General features: G+C 63.9%; 21 protein-coding genes and 2 tRNA genes. 6 read left to right on the top strand and 17 right to left on the bottom strand.

Translation table 11 applies throughout. The features are described 5' to 3' along the window. Positions 1–1,785 (bottom strand): branched-chain amino acid ABC transporter ATP-binding protein/permease, encoded by a 1,785-nt coding sequence (locus tag N4261_RS03225; protein ID WP_261760594.1) that lies wholly within the window; start codon positions 1,783–1,785, stop codon positions 1–3. 120 nt (positions 1,786–1,905) lie between these two features. After that, positions 1,906–2,940 carry a branched-chain amino acid ABC transporter permease gene (locus N4261_RS03220; RefSeq protein WP_261758783.1) on the bottom strand — a complete coding sequence of 345 codons (1,035 nt, stop codon included), beginning with the start codon at positions 2,938–2,940 and terminating at the stop codon, positions 1,906–1,908. Positions 2,941–3,103: 163 nt separating this feature from the next. Here N4261_RS03220 and N4261_RS03215 point away from each other — a divergent pair, with 163 nt between their 5' ends. Then, positions 3,104–3,862 (top strand): enoyl-CoA hydratase/isomerase family protein, encoded by a 759-nt coding sequence (locus tag N4261_RS03215; protein WP_261758782.1) that lies wholly within the window; start codon positions 3,104–3,106, stop codon positions 3,860–3,862. A gap of 145 nt (positions 3,863–4,007) precedes the next feature. On the opposite strand, the gene N4261_RS03210 is transcribed toward N4261_RS03215, so the two are convergent. Continuing rightward, entirely contained in the window at positions 4,008–4,532 is a 525-nt protein-coding gene (locus tag N4261_RS03210) for a GAF domain-containing protein (RefSeq protein ID WP_261758781.1), read from the bottom strand. A gap of 376 nt (positions 4,533–4,908) precedes the next feature. Here N4261_RS03210 and N4261_RS03205 point away from each other — a divergent pair, with 376 nt between their 5' ends. Further along, entirely contained in the window at positions 4,909–5,145 is a 237-nt protein-coding gene (locus N4261_RS03205) for a hypothetical protein (RefSeq protein WP_261758780.1), read from the top strand. 368 nt (positions 5,146–5,513) lie between these two features. Here the strand turns inward: N4261_RS03205 and N4261_RS03200 are convergent, their stop codons facing one another. Further along, positions 5,514–6,074, bottom strand: a complete 561-nt coding sequence (locus N4261_RS03200) for a thymidine kinase (protein WP_261758779.1) — start codon at positions 6,072–6,074, stop codon at positions 5,514–5,516. Positions 6,075–6,288: 214 nt separating this feature from the next. Between N4261_RS03200 and N4261_RS03195 the strand changes: the two genes are divergently transcribed. The 4 genes from N4261_RS03195 (at position 6,289) to selD (ending at position 9,228) form a co-directional block, all read left to right on the top strand. Next, positions 6,289–6,492, top strand: coding sequence for a hypothetical protein (locus tag N4261_RS03195; RefSeq protein ID WP_261758778.1), 204 nt, complete (start codon positions 6,289–6,291; stop codon positions 6,490–6,492). A 200-nt stretch (positions 6,493–6,692) separates the two neighbouring features. Beyond that, positions 6,693–7,487 carry a ProQ/FinO family protein gene (locus tag N4261_RS03190; protein ID WP_261758777.1) on the top strand — a complete coding sequence of 265 codons (795 nt, stop codon included), beginning with the start codon at positions 6,693–6,695 and terminating at the stop codon, positions 7,485–7,487. Further along, positions 7,435–8,124 carry a tRNA-uridine aminocarboxypropyltransferase gene (locus tag N4261_RS03185; protein ID WP_435531999.1) on the top strand — a complete coding sequence of 230 codons (690 nt, stop codon included), beginning with the start codon at positions 7,435–7,437 and terminating at the stop codon, positions 8,122–8,124. Before N4261_RS03190 ends, N4261_RS03185 begins: the two co-directional genes overlap by 53 nt. 48 nt (positions 8,125–8,172) lie before the next feature. Next, on the top strand, positions 8,173–9,228 hold the full coding sequence (selD, locus tag N4261_RS03180) for a selenide, water dikinase SelD (protein WP_261758776.1): 1,056 nt from the start codon (positions 8,173–8,175) through the stop codon (positions 9,226–9,228). Between the two features lie 137 nt (positions 9,229–9,365). Here the strand turns inward: selD and N4261_RS03175 are convergent, their stop codons facing one another. The 13 genes from N4261_RS03175 to rplO all read right to left on the bottom strand — a co-directional run bounded on the left by N4261_RS03175 (position 9,366) and on the right by rplO (position 18,501). Beyond that, positions 9,366–9,884, bottom strand: a complete 519-nt coding sequence (locus tag N4261_RS03175; RefSeq protein WP_261758775.1) for a DUF2306 domain-containing protein — start codon at positions 9,882–9,884, stop codon at positions 9,366–9,368. 503 nt (positions 9,885–10,387) lie between these two features. Beyond that, a tRNA-Met gene (locus tag N4261_RS03170) sits at positions 10,388–10,464 on the bottom strand. A 190-nt stretch (positions 10,465–10,654) separates the two neighbouring features. Beyond that, positions 10,655–10,731: transfer RNA gene (locus N4261_RS03165), tRNA-Met, on the bottom strand. A 39-nt stretch (positions 10,732–10,770) separates the two neighbouring features. Beyond that, positions 10,771–12,672, bottom strand: a complete 1,902-nt coding sequence (dsbD, locus tag N4261_RS03160) for a protein-disulfide reductase DsbD (RefSeq protein WP_261758774.1) — start codon at positions 12,670–12,672, stop codon at positions 10,771–10,773. Positions 12,673–12,952: 280 nt separating this feature from the next. Next, positions 12,953–13,342 carry a 50S ribosomal protein L17 gene (rplQ, locus tag N4261_RS03155; protein WP_261758773.1) on the bottom strand — a complete coding sequence of 130 codons (390 nt, stop codon included), beginning with the start codon at positions 13,340–13,342 and terminating at the stop codon, positions 12,953–12,955. 91 nt (positions 13,343–13,433) lie between these two features. Next, positions 13,434–14,426, bottom strand: a complete 993-nt coding sequence (locus N4261_RS03150; protein WP_058933619.1) for a DNA-directed RNA polymerase subunit alpha — start codon at positions 14,424–14,426, stop codon at positions 13,434–13,436. A gap of 142 nt (positions 14,427–14,568) precedes the next feature. Further along, positions 14,569–15,192 carry a 30S ribosomal protein S4 gene (gene rpsD / locus N4261_RS03145; RefSeq protein ID WP_261758772.1) on the bottom strand — a complete coding sequence of 208 codons (624 nt, stop codon included), beginning with the start codon at positions 15,190–15,192 and terminating at the stop codon, positions 14,569–14,571. Between the two features lie 257 nt (positions 15,193–15,449). Continuing rightward, positions 15,450–15,854 carry a 30S ribosomal protein S11 gene (gene rpsK, locus N4261_RS03140; RefSeq protein ID WP_056194196.1) on the bottom strand — a complete coding sequence of 135 codons (405 nt, stop codon included), beginning with the start codon at positions 15,852–15,854 and terminating at the stop codon, positions 15,450–15,452. A gap of 28 nt (positions 15,855–15,882) precedes the next feature. Continuing rightward, the gene (gene rpsM / locus N4261_RS03135) at positions 15,883–16,248 is read right to left on the bottom strand and encodes a 30S ribosomal protein S13 (protein WP_261758771.1); all 366 of its coding nucleotides are present in this window, start codon (positions 16,246–16,248) and stop codon (positions 15,883–15,885) included. 36 nt (positions 16,249–16,284) lie between these two features. Next, a complete protein-coding gene (gene rpmJ, locus N4261_RS03130) occupies positions 16,285–16,398 on the bottom strand; it encodes a 50S ribosomal protein L36 (RefSeq protein WP_058933616.1) in 114 nt (37 codons plus the stop codon). A 63-nt stretch (positions 16,399–16,461) separates the two neighbouring features. Then, positions 16,462–16,680: a translation initiation factor IF-1 gene (gene infA / locus N4261_RS03125; protein ID WP_261758770.1), complete on the bottom strand. Its 219-nt coding sequence runs from the start codon at positions 16,678–16,680 to the stop codon at positions 16,462–16,464. Positions 16,681–16,733: 53 nt separating this feature from the next. Next, complete coding sequence (gene secY, locus N4261_RS03120; RefSeq protein WP_261758769.1) at positions 16,734–18,044, bottom strand: preprotein translocase subunit SecY; 1,311 nt, start codon at positions 18,042–18,044, stop codon at positions 16,734–16,736. A 25-nt stretch (positions 18,045–18,069) separates the two neighbouring features. Next, a complete protein-coding gene (gene rplO / locus N4261_RS03115; protein WP_261758768.1) occupies positions 18,070–18,501 on the bottom strand; it encodes a 50S ribosomal protein L15 in 432 nt (143 codons plus the stop codon). Positions 18,502–18,512 lie beyond the last annotated feature (11 nt).

Below are 18,512 nucleotides of genomic sequence, written 5' to 3'. Positions count from 1 at the left end.
TCAGTGTTCCGTTCCGAGATACGCCGCCCGCACCTCGGGGCTGGCCTGCACCTGCGCCGGAGTGCCTTCGATGAGCTTGGTGCCGAATTCCATCACCACCAGACGGTCGGTGAGCCCCATCACGAAGTCCATGTCGTGCTCCACCAGCAGGATGCTCATGCCTTCACTGCGCAACTGGCGCAGCACCTCGGCCAGTGCCTGCTTCTCCTTGTGGCGCAATCCCGCAGCCGGCTCATCCAGCAGCAGCAGCGACGGATCGCTGCACAGCGCGCGAGCGATCTCCATCATGCGTTGCGGTCCCAGCGCCAGGTTGCCGGCCAGCTCATGCAGGTGGGCCTGCATGCCGATGCGCTGCAGCTGCCGTTCGGCTTCGGCGAACAGGCGGCGCTCGTCCTCGCGGTCCAGGCGCAGCATGGCGCGCAGGGTGCCGCTGGTGCTGCGCAGATAACCGCCCAGGGCGACGTTCTCCAGCACCGTCATGTCCGGAATCATCTTGACGTGCTGGAAGGTGCGCGAGAGCCCAAGCCGCGCAATGCGGCGCGAGGGCAGCCCGCTGATCGAGGCCCCCGCGAAACGCAAGGTGCCGGCGCTGGCCGACATCACGCCCGAGATGAGGTTGAAGGTGGTGGATTTGCCGGCGCCGTTGGGTCCGATCAATCCCATGATCTCGCCGGCCCGCAGGGTGAAGCTGACATCGTTCACCGCCACCAGGCCGCCGAACTGCTTGCGCAGACCATCCACCTCCAGCAGCACCGTGCCGGCGGCCGGCTTGGGCCGCACCGGAAGAGCCGGCGCCTGCGCCCAGTCGCGCATACGGGCGCGCGCAGGGCGATGGCGTGCCAGCGCGGTCTGCAAGGCCGGCCACAGTCCCTTGGGCGCGTACTTCAGCATCAACACCAGCACGACGCCCAGCACGATGATCTCGAAGTTGCCGTTGCTACCCAGCAGGCGGGGCAGCAGTTCCTTGAGCTGGTCCTCGATGATCTTGAACACGCCCGCGCCGACAAACGCGCCCCAGACACTGGACGCCCCACCGACGACCGCCATGAAGAGGTATTCGATGCCCATCTTCAGGCCGAAGGGGCTGGGGTTGACGGTGCGCTGCACATGCGCGAACAGCCAGCCCGAGACCGACGCCAGCAAGGCCGCGATCAGGAAGATCACTACCTTGTAGCGGTAGGTGGAGACGCCCATCGCCTCGGCCATGACGGTCGCGCCGCCCAGCGCGCGAATAGCTCGACCGGGTCGGGAGTCCAGCAGGTTGCGCACCGCCAGCGCCCCTAGCAGCGCGCACAGCCAGATCAGGTAGTACATCGCTCTGCCATCCGCCAGGCTGACGCCGAACAGACTGATCGCCGGCACGCCCAGCAGGCCGTCGTACTTGCCGAGGAACTCGAGGTTGGCGATGGTGAAGTTCAGGCTCAATGCCCAGGCGATCGTCGCCAGCGGCAGGTAGTGCCCCGACATCCGCAAGGTGATCCAGCCCAGCACCGCCGCGATCACCACGGTGATCGCCAAGCCCGCCACCAGGCCCAGCCAAGGCGACAGCCCGTAGCGTGTGCTGAGCAAGGCGGTGGCATAGGCGCCCACACCGACGAAGGCGGCCTGGCCGAAGGAGGTCAGTCCAGCGACGCCCGTGAGCAGCACCAGCCCCAGGGCCACGAGCGCGAACATGCCGATGTAGTTGGCCTGGGTGATCCAGAACTCGGGCACCGGCAGAAGGGGCAACACCGCCAGCGCAAAGACACCGGCAGCGGCGGACAGATGGGAAGGCTTGATCGTCATCGGGTTGGAGGTCGTGCTCGGCGCAAAGGCGCGCTCGTGGTCGATGGCGGTGGCGCGGGCGGAGAGGCTGGAGCGAGTGGTGCGAAGCGGCAATTCCGAGCGCCGCGCCGGCAATCGGCGTCAGTGGTCTTCCTGGTGCGGATCGCGCCAACTGCGCCACAACAGCACCGGCAAGATGGTGGTGAAGACGATCACCTCCTTGAAGGCACTGGCCCAGAAGGAGCTGAAGGATTCGATCAGCCCGACCAGCAGCGCACCCAACGCCGCTCCCGGATAACTCGACAGCCCGGCAAACACGGCCGCCACGAAGCCCTTGAGGCCGATCAGGAAGCCGCTGTCATAGAAGATCGTGGTGGTGGGACTGATCAGCAAGCCGGACAGCGCGCCGATGAAGGCCGCCAAGGTGAAGGACAGCCGTCCCGCCGAGAGGCTGGAGATGCCCATCAGGCGGGCGCCCAATCGATTCACGGCGGTGGCGCGCAGCGCCTTGCCGTACAGGCTCTTCTCGAAAAACAGCCACAAGCCGATGATCAGCGCGATCGAAGCGCCGACGATGATCACGGTCTGGCCCGAGAACAGCAGCGGGCCCAGATTGAAGCTGGCATCCCAGAAGCTGGGATTGCGCGAACCTTCCGCACCGAAGAACGCCAGTCCGAGCCCGGTCAGCGCAAAGTGCACCCCGACCGACACGATCAGCAGCACCAGCACCGACGCATCCGCCAGCGATTGGTAGGCCAATCGGTACAGCAGCCCGCCCATCGGCGTGACGATGGCCAGCGTCAACAGGGCCTGGCCGCCCAGGGGCAACTTCATCGGCGCCAGCCAGAGCGCGGCCGCGCCGATCAACAACGGCGGTGCGGCCCGCAACACGATGCCCCGCAGCGAAGCCGCCAGATGCCCGGCCCGCACGGCCGCCACGAGATCCAGCAGCGCAGCCAGCAGCGCCATCGCGATCAGGAAATGGATGGTCAGCGGCGTGTGTCCGAGCTGCAACCCGGCCAGCGTCAGCGCGCCGAAGGCCACGAATTCGCCCTGTGGGATGAAGATCACCCGGGTGACCGCAAAGACCAGGACAAGGGCCAGCGCCAGCAGCGCATAGACCGCGCCGTTGGTGATCCCGTCCAGCACCAGAATGCTTGCGATCGAGCCGTCCACCGTGTCTCCGTGTGGGTTGTTGTGCGGCCGACTCTAGCCAGATTCCAACGGTCCTCCGTCAGTGGATGCCGCATTGACAAGGTGGAGCGACTTCAGCCGACCGGTCGGTCGATCTGATCGGCCGCGTGCGCGCCTGCGGGCCGGGCCACTAGACTTCCCAGCCATGCCGCAACACGCACCCACCCTTGAGATCGATGGCCCGCTGGCCCGGATCACGCTCCGCCGCCCGCAGGTCGCCAATCGGCTGGAACTGCTGGACCTGCAGACGCTGCAATCGCATTTGCAGCAGGTCAACGCTCGGCCGGACGTGCGGGTCCTGCTGCTCCAGGCGCTGGGCAAGCATTTCTGCAGCGGCTTCAACATCGATGCGGTACCCGGCGTGGATGCCGGCGCGCTGTTCGAATCGCTCGCCGATGCATGGGAGCAAGCCCGCCCGGTGACCGTGGCGGCCCTTCAGGGCGGTGTCTACGGCGGCGCGACCGATCTGGCACTGGCCTGCGATTTCCGGCTGGGCACCCTGGCCTGCGAGATGTTCGTGCCGGCCGCACGGCTGGGTCTGCATTTCTATCGCGGCGGCATGGTGCGCTACGTCAACCGGCTCGGACTGTCGATGGCCAAGCGCATCCTGCTGGCCGGCGAGACGCTGGAGGCGCAGGCGATGCGCGACAGCGGCTTCCTCGACCAACTGCTCACCGACCGCGCCGCGTTGGAAGAAGCGGTCGAGGCGTTGTGCGCGCGGCTGTGCGCTTATGCGCCGCTGGCGCTGTCCGGCATGAAGCGGCATTTGAATGCCATCGCCAACGGCTGCCTGGATGCGCAGGCGCTGGCGGCGGACATCGCCGCGGCCAACGCATCTGACGATCTGGCGGAGGGTGTGCGGGCGTGGCAGGAGAAGCGCGAACCGCGCTTCGTCGGACGCTGAGGACCTCGGGCCGGCGCCGGTCAAGTCTGAGGCCCGTCCATCACCGTGAGCGTGCGAGTGAGCGTCAGCGTGGCGTGAGCATGGCGTGAGCGTCAAGGGGTCAGCGCCGCGCGTCGTCGGGGAAAGCGACTCAGGCCGACGCGACTCAGACAGTCTCCAGTTCCTGCCGCAGCGCATGCAGACGCAGGCAGGCCTTGGCGGTGGCGCGGCGGAGGTCGAGTTCCTCACGCTTGGTCCAGTTGCGGGCCTCATCGCGCTCGCCCAAGGCAATCACGCCGATGGTCTTGCCATTGATCTGGCCGCAGACGTCCAGCATCGAACGCCAGGTGGGCGGAGGTGTCAGGCCCTGGAGTCGTGGATCGAGATGGGAATCCGCGCAGTGGAAGACCCCTTGGCCCAGTAACGCCTGGAAGTAGCCGGGATAGGCTTGCTGCGCGCAGATCGGGTTCTGGCGGCTGGGGCCATCGGACTCATGCGAGGCGAGGTTGCGCAGACGATGCTCGCCGGGCGCGCCGTCCAGCAGCCAGATGCTGGCATGCGAGCACTGAAAGTAATGGCACAGGGCTTGGCTGACCTGCTGAGCGAAGCTGGCGATGCTGTCGCCTGAATGCCCGTCCAGCGGTTGCCCTGCCGCCCGCATGGCGGCGAACAGGCTCTCGATCCGATCCATCACTGCGCTCGCTTCCCTGTGTTGCGATTTTTCGCGTTTTGTTTCTTGACGCCCGCATGGAACCGAGCGGCGGAATTCTAGGTGTTTTCCCTAGACGCTGCCAAGGCCGTCGGGCGGGTGTTACACGCGCGGCGCCGGCGCCCAGGGCGCCGCCGTCAGGGGGACCGGTCGCAAGAGGCGGCCCGCCAAAACGCCGCAAAGCGGGTTTTTCCAACCCCTGTCAACGACGCAGATCGACCCCATGTCACGGGCATTAGCGATGGCCCGGTAGGGGGAAGCTCCCGCTTATAGGAAAATACGGGTTTGGCCGACGACCTCCAGGGGGACTCGGGGAGTCGGCCTGGCATTTCATACTCTTATCAAGATCAGGATCAGCGTGGCCAAGGAAACGACCAAGACGACCATCGAAGCCGATGGTTTGCGCTATCGCTCTAAAGCTCCCGGTTCGCCGTTCGCGGCAACCTCTTCCTTCGGCGCGGCAACCATGTCGTGCTTCCTCTGTGGCAAGCATCGCCCGCGCGCGCTGCTGAAGTCGCGCAAGCTGCTGGGCAAGTCTCAGCCTGTCTGTGCGCCGTCCTGCAAGGAACTGGAAGAACAACTCAACAAGAAGTAACCGCCGGTCGCCCAGGTCTGTCCGCGCCTCAGCGCGTCAGACCTGCGGCCACCCGTGGCCCCGCCGATCGCGCGGGGCCCAGGTTGGCGTGTCGATGCCGCCGCCGCCGTTCTGCCGTGGTGCCTCGGGAAGAGGCCACGCCTGGGAGGCGCGCGCCCGTCTCCGCCCCTCATATCGCCGACGACGGCTGCATGGGCGGCGCCGGTGCTGATGGAGACCGCGCACGCGACCGTTCGCCACTGCGTCAACATCAGCGGCAATGTCGCGTGCGGGAAGTCCCATGGTCTTCTCGCGCCGCCCCTCAATGCGGCTGGTGGGCCGCATCCCCTCTTGAGCGCTTCGGTGCCCTTCAGCGCCCTTCAGCGTGCTCAGGCCCCGCGAAAGCATCTTCCGCAGACGGCCCTGTAGCGGCTGTTTCCGCCGATCTCCACCTGGGCGCCTTCAGTCTGCTTGCGCCCGGTGGCATCCACCCGCATGTTCATCGTTGCCTTGCGGCCACAGTCGCAGATGGTCTTCATCTCGTCCATCTCATCCGCCAGTGCCAACAACGAGGCCGATCCCGGGAACAACTCGCCCTGGAAATCGGTACGCAGGCCATAGCAGATCACCGGTACGTGGCGAATGTGGGCGATCTCATGCAGCGCCCAGACCTGATCCTTCGTCAAGAACTGGGCCTCATCGACCAGCACACAGGCGATGGCCGGCGTGGCGCCCAGCAAGGCGCGAAAGTCGGATTCGGGGGTGAACACCTCGGCCACGCGCTGCGGACCGAGTCGTGAGGTCACCATGCCCCGCCCGTACCGATCATCCACACCGGCGGTGAAGATGCGCACGGCATGGCCGCGCTCTTCGTAGTTGTGCGCGACCTGAAGCAGCGCGGTGGACTTGCCCGCGTTCATTGCCGCGTAGCGAAAAAACAGTTTGGCCATGGGGGTGCATTCAGCCGCACCGAATCGGGCGGCGGTGCGATTGTCGACGCAAAGTTGACCGTTCGTCGGATGCTTGCCGCCAGCGTAGAGACCCCCGGGCAAGCGATGTAGCGGGCCGTCATGGACGGCACCTAATATCGATCGAGAGGGATCCCGTGAGCCGTTGCGGTACCACCGGAGCGGCTCGCTACAACGCGCCAAGCGAAGCGAGACCATGAGCAAAGACACCAGCACCGCCGTTCGGGAAGACGGCCTGCGCTATGCCTCCAAGCTGGGAGGGTCGCCGTTCCAAGGCAGCGGCCAGACCCGTTCGTGTTTCAAGTGTGGCCGTCACCGCCCGCCCAGCAGCCTCCAGTCCAAGCGCATCCTCGGACGCACCGAGCTCATCTGCAAGCCCGCCTGCGAACCCAAACCCTGAGATTGATCGAATCCCGGCACGAATCGCCATTCTGGGGGAGGCCGACCGGTCGGCCATTGACGACGTGAATTGCCACGCCCGTGTGGCTATGGGCACAATCCCCCCTTTTCTCCGTTGGCCGGCCGCGCGCCGCTTGATTCATGTCCTCCAGCATTCCGCCTCAAGGCGAAGCGACCTCTCCCGCACCGGCCTCTGAGCCCGTGGAGACCCCCTCTTCTCTCACCTCAACGGGGGAGAACGTCGCTGCGCCCGAAGCGTCCGACGATCCCGCGACAGACAGCGGCGCGTCGGAGAACTCGTCGGCAGGGCCTGCCCAGGCCGCCGAGAAGTCCGCTCGCGTGGATGTGCCCGCCATCGCCGCCGCGCTCAAGGAATTGTTCCCGGCGCTGTTCGCTGGCGCACCCAAGCCGCTGAAGCTGCGCATCCAGGCGGACATTCAGGAACGCGCTGCGGGCCGTTTCACCAAGGCGCAGTTGTCGGCCTTCCTGCGACGTTACACAGGCGGCACCGGCTATCTGATCGCCCTGTCTCGTGCCAAGCAGCGCTTTGACCTGGACGGCCAGCCCGCCGGCGAGCTCAGCGACGAGCATCGGGATGCGGCCGTGCAGGAACTGACGCGTCGTCGCGGCATCACCGAAGCGCGTCGCGCCGAAGAGGACCGCGGTCGGCAGGAACGCGCGCAATTGCTGCGTGACTTCTCTCGCACCACGCTGACGCCGACCAACTTCGGCGCCTTGAAGGGCCTGTCGCCCGAGCAACTCGACGAACAGCTCGCTCTGGCCCGCAAGGAAGAGTCCGAGCAGCCGGTGCGCACCGAACGTCAGGATCGCCCGCCGCGCGGCGGCGATCGGCGGCCCGGCGCGCCGAGAGACGCTCGCGGCGATCAGCGCGGCCCCGGCGGCCGGGGTGGTGAAGGTCGCGGAGATCGCGGCCCTCGTGCCGATGGTCCGGGCCGACCCAATGACGGTCGTCGCCCGCCCCGCCAACCTCGCTGATCCGTCACGGGCCGCCGGCGACGCGACGTGCCCCGATCGGCGGGCGCACTGCGTGGATTGCGGTCGGCCGTGCGCCGCGTGCTTTTGCCACTGCGTGCGGCCGGTGGACAACCTCACCGCCTTGCTGATCCTCCAGCATCCCGATGAGGTCTCGCAGGCCAAGGGCACTGCCGCGCTGCTGCATCGGTGCCTGAGGCGCAGCAGAACCGTCATCGGCGAGCGCTTCGATGCCCCGCTCGCCACCGACGGTCTGGTACTGCTCTATCCCGCCGCGACGCCCTCACCGCCTCTGGTGCCACCCGCACCTGGGCGGGACCGTCGGCCGCTGACGCTTGTCGTCCTGGACGGCACCTGGCGCAAGAGCCGGCGGATGCTGCACGAGAACCCCTGGCTGCAGTCACTCCCGCGACTGTCCTTGATCGCCCCGCCCCCGTCGCGCTACGCCATTCGGCAGGCGCAGGCGCCCCTGCAGCGCAGTACGCTGGAAGCCTGCGCGCTCGCGCTGACCCAACTGGATGCGGATGCGGACCGCTATCAGCCGCTGTGGTCGGCGATGGACGACTTCATGGCGCTGCACCAGCAATGGACGGGCTTCCATCGCACGCCATCCGCGCATCGCGAGCGACACAGCGGGTAAGCTGACGATATCGCCCGGACGACGCCTGGGCGCTTGCAGGAGATTGCCATGTCCACGTCCACCGAACCTCGCCTGACCTCGCTCTCCCACGGTGGTGGCTGTGGTTGCAAGATCGCACCTGGGGTGCTGTCGGAGATCCTCAAGGGCGCGGCGTCGCTGCCCGTGCCCAAGGAACTGCTGGTCGGCATCGAAACGTCGGACGATGCGGCCGTCTATCGGCTCAACGACGAGCAGGCGCTGGTCGCCACGACCGACTTCTTCATGCCGATCGTCGACGATCCCCATGATTTCGGGCGGATCGCCGCGACCAATGCGATCAGCGATGTCTACGCCATGGGCGGCAAGCCCATCCTGGCGCTGGCTTTGGTCGGCATGCCGATTTCAGTGTTGAGCACGGCCACGATCGGCAAGATCCTTGAAGGCGGTGCATCGGTCTGCCGGCAGGCGGGCATTCCGATCGCCGGCGGCCACACCATTGATTCGGTGGAACCGATTTATGGCCTAGTGGCATTGGGACTGGTGCATCCCGACCATGTGAAGCGCAATGCCGATGCGCAGGCGGGGGACGTGCTCGTGCTCGGTAAGGCCCTGGGCGTGGGCGTGATGTCAGCCGCACTGAAGAAGGGCATGTTGGACGCGGCGATGTATCGCCGGATGATCGACACCACGACGCGGCTGAATACGCCCGGTCCCGAGTTGGCGGCCCTGGACGGCGTGCATGCGATCACCGATGTCACCGGCTTCGGGTTGGCCGGGCATGCGCTGGAGATGGCCAGAGGGTCGGGATGCAGCGTGGAGGTCGACTGGTCCGCGGTGCCGCTGCTGGAGGGCGTTCCAGCGCTGGCGCGGGACGGATTCATCACGGGCGCTTCCGGGCGCAACTGGGCGGCCTATGGGGCGGATGTCTCCTTGGGCGCCAGCCTGCCTGCGGAGGCCCAGGCTTTGCTCAGTGATCCGCAAACCAGCGGCGGCTTGTTGGTGTCCTGTACTCCGCAGTCATTGGACCAGGTCTTGGCGGTGTTCAAGCGTCATGGCTTCGACAGTGCTGCCGTGGTTGGGCGCGTGGCCGCCGCGGATGCCGGCCCGCATTTGCGCGTCGCCTGACACGATCGCCCCCGGGCAGTCGCCCGCATGGTCGGGCGCCTTGCGCCGCACAGCATCACCAGGCTGACGCGGGGTGCTTGAGACGGCGCCTCAGCCCGTCACTTCGACTGTGCGGCTCATCGTGACGCAGGCCAGGCTTAGACCGCCGCGCCTCGCAGCGCCGCGCCCAGGCGAAGCCGGGCGCGTAGGCGCCTGAGCTGGAGCGTGAGTCCGATCAACAGCAACACGAAGGCGCCGCCCACCAGCTTTCCCAGCAAGGGATCATCGGGCCCGCTGAGCCAAGGCGCCCCCAAGGGCAGGCGAGTGAAGGTCTCGTTGAAGCCCGGAATGCTGTGGAAGAAGAACGTGGTGGACATCGCGACAATCGCCACATATCCGGACCAAGCACCGAACCATCGACGCCGTTCTGCACCCAGCCCGACGGCGAGTGTGATCAAGGTGATCAAGGCCAGTGCATGCGGGGGCCCGAAACCGCCGTGCCGGAAGATCAACAGGCCGGTGAGGCAACTGAGTGCCGTCATCACCACGTAGAGCTGACCACCGCGGTTCGCCCATTGAATCAGCCCTTGGCGCCACAACGTCAGCGCGCCGGCAACGATGGCGATGACGCTCAGCAACGTGTGAACAAGTCCAAGCAGGGTCAGTGTTGATGCCATGGCGTTTCTCCTTTGCCATTGCGAGCGCGCGTGGATCGCATTCGTCAGAACTCAGGATGCGATGGCATTGGACGCCCCGGTGGCCAGGCTCGCTTGCAGGCATCGGAATCGTCCGTCCATGCCCTTCAAGCCGATGAGACCGCTTGATCCTGCCCAAGTCCTGCGCGATGCGACGTTTCAGCCAGCCCACTATCCGACCGTTCACGGACTGGGTCGTCTCTCAAAGGAGGTAGGTGTAGGCTGCACGGACAGGCACCACATGGCGGGCGAGGCCCGCGCCCAAGCTGCCGCAGAACGCCAACGCTCGTCGAACACCCTCGGATCAGTGGGTGCCCTCGGTGTGGCTTCTGGCTTCTGGCTTCTGGCTTTGGCTTTGGCTTTGGCTTTGGCTTTGGCTTTGAAACAAGACGCCAACGCCGACAACGCCAGATCAGTATCGAAAGCACGCGCGCAAAAAAAAGGCCCTCACGAGGAGGACCTTCGATGCACTTGCCGTGCCTTATTGGTTGCGGGGGCAGGATTTGAACCTACGACCTTTGGGTTATGAGCCCAACGAGCTACCAGACTGCTCCACCCCGCGACTGTTTTGTCGCTGCCAACACCCGAGGTGCTGGCCTTGCTGCCGTCCCTACAACCTCTGGTGGGCTGCCGGACTTTTTAAATCATCAAGTCCGTGTTCGGTCGTGCTGTCGAATTGCCTGAACGATCGATTCCCTGTGGGATTCTTTCTGTTCGACATTCTCAAACGCCGTCAACGTCCTTGAATATGCTGGTTGCGGGGGCAGGATTTGAACCTACGACCTTTGGGTTATGAGCCCAACGAGCTACCAGACTGCTCCACCCCGCGACTGAAGAATAAGAGTGTAGCACGAATAGACCGATGCGTTCAAATTCCTGCGGCCTGCAACGACTGGAGGAATCGATCGGCGTTCTGGAAGCCAATCACACGCACGCCGGTTTGCTCCTGACCTTGGGCATCAAAGAAGATGGTGCCCGGTGGTCCGAAGAGTCGGAATCGCTTGAGCAGTTCACGGTCCTGCGGACTGTTCGCGGTCACGTCCGCCTTGAGCAGCACCGCGCCGGAGAGCCGGCGCTGCACCCGCGGGTCGGTAAAGGTGTATCGCTCCATCTCCTTGCAGGACACGCACCAGTCGGCATAGAAGTCCAGCATCACCGGCTTGCCTGCCGTTCGGATCGCCTCGTCCAACTCAGCCACACTAGAAATCTTCCGGAAAGACACGACGTCTGCAGCCGCAGCGGGGTTGGCTGAAGTGGCCGCCGAGGCGCTGGACAAGCCCTGGATGGTCCATGCGGCAAGCGGCTTGAGCGGGTCCGTACCGCCGGCCGCCACACCGACGAACTGGGCGAGGCCGAACACCGCCGCCGCCAAAGCCACACTCTTGCGCAACCAGGTACGAGGCGCATGGGGCTCTGCGGCGTGGAACAGTCCGAGCAACCCGGCCAGTCCAATCAACAAGCCGCCCCAAAGCAATTGAGCCAACGACCCGGGAAGCACTGGCTGCGCGATCCAGAGCGCCGCTGCCAGGAGCATCAGACCGAAGAAGTATTTGACGTTCTCCATCCATGCACCCGCACGAGGCAACAGCGTGCCCGCAGACAGCCCCACAAGCAGCAGCGGCACGCTCATGCCCCATGCCAAGGAAAACAGCGCAGAACCGCCGAGCAGGACGTCCCGAGTGCGGCTGATGTAGAGCAGCAACCCCGCCAGCGGGCCGATCACGCAAGGGCTGACGATCAGTGCAGAGAGTCCACCCATCACGAACACGCTAATCAGGCGGCCCGACTGAAGCCGCTGACTCACGCCCGACACTCCGCCAGTGAATCGGCTGGGTAGTTGGAGCTCATAGACACCAAACATCGACAGCGACAGCCCCGCCAGCATCACCGCGAACAGGCCCAGCACCCAGGGCTTCTGCAGATAGGGGGCGAGCCCCTCGCCCGCCAGGCCGGCCGCAATCCCGAGCAAGGTGTAGATACAGGCCATCCCTGCGGAATAGCTGAATGCCAGCAGGAAGCCGCGCGTGCGGGACGGCGTCCCGCCTTGCCCCACGATGATGGAAGACAGAATCGGCAGCATCGGCAGAACGCACGGCGTCAGAGACAACAGCAGCCCGTAGCCAAACGCCACCAACACCACCAGCCAGAGCTTTCCGGACGCCAGCACCTCGTCCAACGCGGCATCCGACGATGCATCGGGCCGGCCCGTTGGCTGACCAGACGTCGCCGCACCGCTGTCCGGTGAGGTTACGGGGCTCGAGGCGACCGCGTTGGACAGTCCGAATCCGCTCATCGCGTCCTTGGCTGCCGAAATGCGGATGGCGCCGTCTCCGCCAAAACCTCGAAGTCCCAGTTCCAGCTCGCTCGCCATCGGTGGATAGCACAGACCTTTGTCGGCGCAGCCTTGACCGGTCAGCCGCAAGCGAAGCGGTGCGGTCGAGAGCGACTCCACTGGAACGACCAGCGTCAGTCGATCGCGGTAAGTTTCGACTTCCTTCTGGAAGGTCTCGTCGAACTTTCGCTTGGGCGTCGGCCATTGGATGGCCCCGAGGGCCGCCCCTGGCGCGTCCAGTTTGAACTGGTCGCGATACATGTAGTACCCGGACGCGATGTCGAAACGGAGTTGAACCTGGCGATCGCCGACCAATTCAACGTTGAGCTTGAATGCCTGCTCAGGATCCAGGAAGTCATCGGCTCGCGCGCCGGCCATGGCGCCAAGCAGAAGCGCAAGCGGCAACAGGAAGCGCCGGAGGAAGTGGACAAGAGACATGGAAGAAGACCCCGGGAATCTGGGCTAGGTGTTTCAAACAACCGCACCCGTCAGGAGAAGGCTCGGAGCTTAGCTCGGGCGCGCCGTGCCGATTCCGTCAAAGGGCAACACCCGCTGTCCAACCGCGCGGCGGGATCGAATTCCGCACGAAGCGCCGCCGCGCCACAACAACTCGCGAGCGTGCCCGATAAACCTTGCCAGCGCGCAACTGAAGATCGAACACGGCGGCCAGAAAAAGAAAAAGGCCAGCAATGCTGGCCTTTCAGGGTGCGCGCGCCGCTTATTCAGCGACGGCTTCGCCTTCGGTCGCTTCCGGACGATCAACCAGTTCCACGAACGCCATCGGAGCGTTGTCGCCGACACGGAAACCCATCTTCAGGATGCGGGTGTAGCCGCCCGGACGGGTGGCGAAACGCGGGCCCAACTCATTGAACAGCTTGGTCACCACGTCGCGATCGCGCAGGCGATTGAACGCCAGACGACGGTTCGCGAGAGTCGGTTCCTTCGCCAGGGTGATGAGAGGCTCGACGATGCGACGCAGTTCCTTGGCCTTGGGCACAGTGGTCTTGATCGCTTCGTGTTGCAGCAGCGAGACCGCCATGTTGCGGAACATCGCTGCGCGATGTTCGCTGGTACGGTTCAGCTTGCGGAGGCCGTTACGGTGGCGCATGGTGCTTTCCTTCCTTCAGTTATTGCCGACAGCCGGATCAGGTACTGCCGGGGGCACCGGGCGGATCTTCGACCCGCCCTCGTTCAAAAAATCAACGCTTGTCGAGACCTTGAGGCGGCCAGTTCTCGAGACGCGAGCCCAGAGTCAGACCACGCGAGGCGAGGACTTCCTTGATCTCGTTGAGCGACTTGCGACCCAGGTTCGGGGTCTTCAGCAGCTCGGTCTCGGTGCGCTGGATCAGGTCACCGATGTAATAGATGTTCTCTGCCTTCAGGCAGTTGGCCGAGCGGACGGTCAGCTCAAGCTCGTCGACCGGGCGCAGCAGGATCGGATCGAAGCTGCTGGAGCGTGCTGCCGGCGCTTGGTCGAAGGCATCGACCAGGTCGGTACCCTGCAGTTGAGCGAACACGGCCAACTGCTCGACCAGGATCTTCGCCGACGCACGGATCGCCTCTTCAGGAGAGATCGCACCGTTGGTCTCGATCTCCATGACCAGCTTGTCCAGGTCGGTGCGCTGCTCGACACGAGCATTCTCGACGGCATAGCTCACGCGCTTGACCGGGCTGAACGAAGCGTCCAGCACGATACGACCAATGGCCTTGGTCGGCTCATCGCCGTAACGGCGCATGTTGCCCGGAACGTAGCCGCGGCCCTTCTCGACCTTGATTTGCATGTCCAGCTTGCCACCTTGCGACAGGTGAGCAATGACGTGCTCGGGATTGATGATCTCGACGTCGTGCGGGGTCTGGATGTCGGCGGCGGTCACGGGACCTTCGCCCTCCTTGCGCAGGACCAGCGTCACTTCTTCACGGTTGTGAAGGCGGAACACCACGCCCTTGAGGTTCAGCATGATGTGAACCACGTCTTCCTGCACGCCGTCAATGGCGGAGTACTCGTGCAGCACGCCCGCGATCGTCACTTCCGTCGGCGCATAACCCACCATCGAGGACAGCAGCACACGGCGCAGGGCGTTGCCCAGGGTGTGGCCATAGCCGCGTTCGAACGGCTCCAGGATCACCTTGGCGCGATGACCGCCCAGGGGCTCCACAGTGATGGATTTGGGTTTGAGCAGATTCGTTTGCATGAGGTCTTTCTTTCAATACCCTCGGTTCGTTACACCGATAAGGCTGAGGGACCAACCGGGCGCCCCCAAAACAGCTGACGTCGCCCGGACGAGGAAAAGCCGAGCAGGCCCCGCAAAGGGCCGCTCGGCAAGCACGAAAGAATTAACGCGAGTACAACTCAACGATCAGCGACTCGTTGATCTCAGCGCCAAACTCGTCGCGATCCGGCGTCTTCTTGAAAACGCCTTCCATCTTCGTCGCGTCCACGGCCACCCAGGCCGGGAGACCGATCGACTCGGCCAGCTTCAGGCTGTCGACGATACGCAATTGCTTCTTCGCCTTTTCGCGAACAGCCACCACGTCACCGGCCTTCACCAGGTAGGAGGCGATGTTCACCACCTCACCGTTGACGGTGATACCCTTGTGCGACACCAGTTGACGAGCTTCTGCGCGGGTCGAGCCGAAGCCCATGCGATACACCACGTTATCCAGACGCGATTCCAGCAGCACCAGCAGGTTCACGCCGGTCGAGCCCTTACGGCGCTCGGCTTCGGCGAAATAGCGGCGGAACTGACGCTCCAGCACGCCGTACATGCGCTTGACCTTCTGCTTTTCACGCAGTTGCAGGCCGAAGTCGGAAGTGCGCTGACCGGAAGTCCGGCCGTGCTGACCTGGCTTGGTGTCGAACTTGGCCTTGTCGCTGATGGCGCGACGCGCGCTCTTCAGGAAAAGGTCAGTGCCTTCACGGCGGGAAAGTTTGGCCTTCGGGCCGAGGTAACGTGCCACTTTGCGTGTCCTTCATCAATCTGACGCGGAATGGCACCAACCATTCACGCGCGAGTCTGGCCAGTGTTTTTATCGGCTCAGACGGTGGGCTTCATGAAGTCTCAGGAGACTTCAGCAAGTCCGGTGTTGCCACCGGCTGCGCTGCGACAGCGGATCCGCCATCTACAGCAAAACGGCCGGCAGGCGCTGACGCGCCAGCCGGCTGAATCGAGTCCAGGATTGTCGCATCAAATTGACGCGACCTGAAACACGACCGTTTAGATACGACGACGCTTCTGGGGACGGCAGCCGTTATGCGGCACCGGCGTCACGTCGGAGATCGAGTTGATGCGAATGCCAAGCGCGGCCAATGCACGCACCGACGATTCACGACCCGGGCCCGGGCCCTTGATCTTGACGTCCAGGTTCTTGATGCCCTGTTCCTGAGCAGCACGGCCAGCCACTTCCGCAGCCACCTGGGCGGCGAACGGCGTCGACTTGCGCGAGCCCTTGAAACCTTGACCACCGGAAGAGGCCCAGGACAGCGCACCACCCTGACGATCGGTGATCGTGATGATGGTGTTGTTGAACGATGCGTGAACGTGCGCAATGCCGTCAGCAACGTTCTTGCGAACCTTCTTGCGAACGCGCTGGGCAGCCGAGTTATTGGGTGCTTTTGCCATGGTGAGCTTTCTTCAGTTGCCGCAGAGATTACTTCTTGCCCGTGGCAGCCGACTTGCGCGGGCCCTTGCGGGTACGCGCATTGGTACGGGTGCGCTGACCACGCACCGGGAGGCCGCGGCGGTGGCGGAAGCCACGATAGCAACCCAGGTCCATCAGACGCTTGATGTTGATGGACATCTCGCGACGCAGGTCGCCTTCGATGGTCAGACGGCCGACTTCATCACGGATCTTTTCCAGATCAGAGTCAGTCAGGTCCTTGACCTTCTTGTCAAACGGAATGCCGCAGCTCGAGCAGATCTTCTGCGCGGTCGTACGGCCAATGCCGTAGATCGAGGTCAGACCGATCTCGGTGTGCTTATGCGGCGGAATGTTGATACCAGCAATACGTGCCATGTGCGTCCTCTAATTCGCTTGCAGTCGTGCGGCCAATCAGCCCTGGCGCTGCTTGTGGCGCGGATCGGTACAGATCACACGCACCACGCCGTTGCGACGGATGATCTTGCAATTGCGGCACATCTTCTTCACAGATGCCGAAACTTTCATGGTCTGCTCCTTGACCTACTCTGTTCGCTCAATCAGCGTTAATCCGGGGGGTTGCTAAAAAGCTCACTTCGCCCGGAACACGATGCGAGCACGACTCAAATCGTACGGTGTCAGCTCAACAGTCACTTTGTCACCAGGCAGGATCCGGATGTAGTGCATCCGCATCTTTCCTGAGATATGACCGAGAACGACATGACCGTTCTCCAGCTTGACACGAAAGGTTGCATTCGGGAGGTTTTCAACAATCTCACCATGCATCTGAATGACGTCATCTTTCGCCATACCTTCGAGACTTACTGGAAAAGGGTCCTAATATTTTCCGATCGTTCGATGCTTCAGTTGGCCTTGAAATTGGCCTTCTTCAGCAGCGACTCATACTGCTGGCTCATCACATAGGACTGGACCTGCGCCCAGAAGTCCATCGTGACGACCACGATGATCAGCAGCGACGTTCCACCGAAATAGAACGGCACGTTGTACTTCAGCGTCAGGAACTCCGGCAGCAGGCACACACCGGTGATGTACACCGCACCCGCCAGCGTCAGCCGAGACAGGATCTTGTCGATGTGCCGAGCCGTCTGGTCACCAGGACGAATCCCGGGGATGAACGCGCCGCTCTTCTTCAGGTTGTCTGCAGTCTCACGGCTATTGAACACCAGCGCCGTGTAGAAGAAGCAGAAGAACACGATCGCAGCCGAGTACAGCAGCACATAGATCGGCTGACCCGGACGCAGCGCATCTGCCATGTCCTTGAGCCAACGCATGCTGTCGCCGGTCGCAAACCAGCTCACCAACGTGGTCGGCAGCAGGATGATCGACGATGCGAAGATCGGCGGAATCACTCCGGACATGTTCAGCTTCAGCGGCAGATGCGAGCTCTGACCACCGTAGACCTTGTTCCCGACCTGGCGCTTCGCGTAGTTCACGAGAATCTTGCGCTGGCCGCGTTCAACGAACACCACCAGGTAAGTCACGCCAACCACAATCGCCAGCACCACCAAGCAGGAGATCACGCTCATCGCGCCGGTACGAACCAGCTCGAGCAGCCCACCAATGGCGCCGGGCAGTCCTGCCGCGATTCCACCGAAGATCAGGATCGAGATGCCGTTGCCCAGACCGCGCTCGGTGATCTGCTCACCCAGCCACATCAGGAACATCGTGCCGGCCACCAAGCTGGTGACTGCTGTCAGACGGAATCCGAAACCCGGGCTCAGCACCAGCCCTGGCGAGCTCTCCAGCGCAAAAGCAATGCTCAAGCTCTGGAAAATTGCCAGCCCCAGGGTGCCGTACCGGGTGTACTGAGTGATCCGACGACGACCCGCCTCGCCTTCCTTCTTCAGCGCTTCCAAACTCGGCACCACGTACGTCATCAACTGCATGACGATCGAAGCCGAGATGTAGGGCATGATGCCCAGCGCAAAGACGGTAAAGCGCGACAAAGCGCCGCCCGAGAACATATTGAACAGGCTCAGGATCCCGCCCTGCTGACCCTTGAACAGCTGCTGAAGCTGCGTAGGATCGATGCCGGGCACCGGGATGTGTGCGCCAATCCGATAGACGACCAGCGCCAGCACCAGGAACACAAGCCGACGACGGAGGTCACCAAACTTGCCGCTCTTGGCCAACTGGGATGCGTTGCTTGCCACTGTGCCTAGTCCTGTGCTGGGCTGATCAAGCGACGGAGCCGCCGGCAGCCTCAATGGCAGCCTTCGCACCAGCCGTCACGCCGAGGCCCTTCACGACCACCTTGCGGCTGATCTCGCCGGACTTGATGACCTTCACGGACTTCGCCAGGTCCGAGACCAGACCAACCGCCTTCAGCGTCAGCAGATCGATCTCTTCACCCGCCAGCTGCTGCAGTTCGCTCAGGGTCACTTCCGCATTGAACGGACGAGCCAGCGACTTGAAGCCACGCTTGGGCAGACGACGCTGCAGCGGCATCTGGCCGCCTTCGAAGCCGACCTTGTGGAAGCCACCGGCACGCGACTTTTGACCCTTGTGACCACGACCAGCGGTCTTTCCCAGACCGGAGCCGATGCCACGGCCCACACGACGCTTGGAGTGCTTGGCACCAGCGGCGGGCTTGATGGTATTGAGTTGCATCTCTTGTTCCT

It is taken from the genome of Roseateles amylovorans (assembly GCF_025398155.2).
Classification (GTDB): Bacteria; Pseudomonadota; Gammaproteobacteria; order Burkholderiales; family Burkholderiaceae_C; genus Roseateles; species Roseateles amylovorans.
The sequence above is the reverse complement of the archived record's forward strand: the minus strand, read 5'-3'. Positions and strand labels throughout refer to the sequence as shown.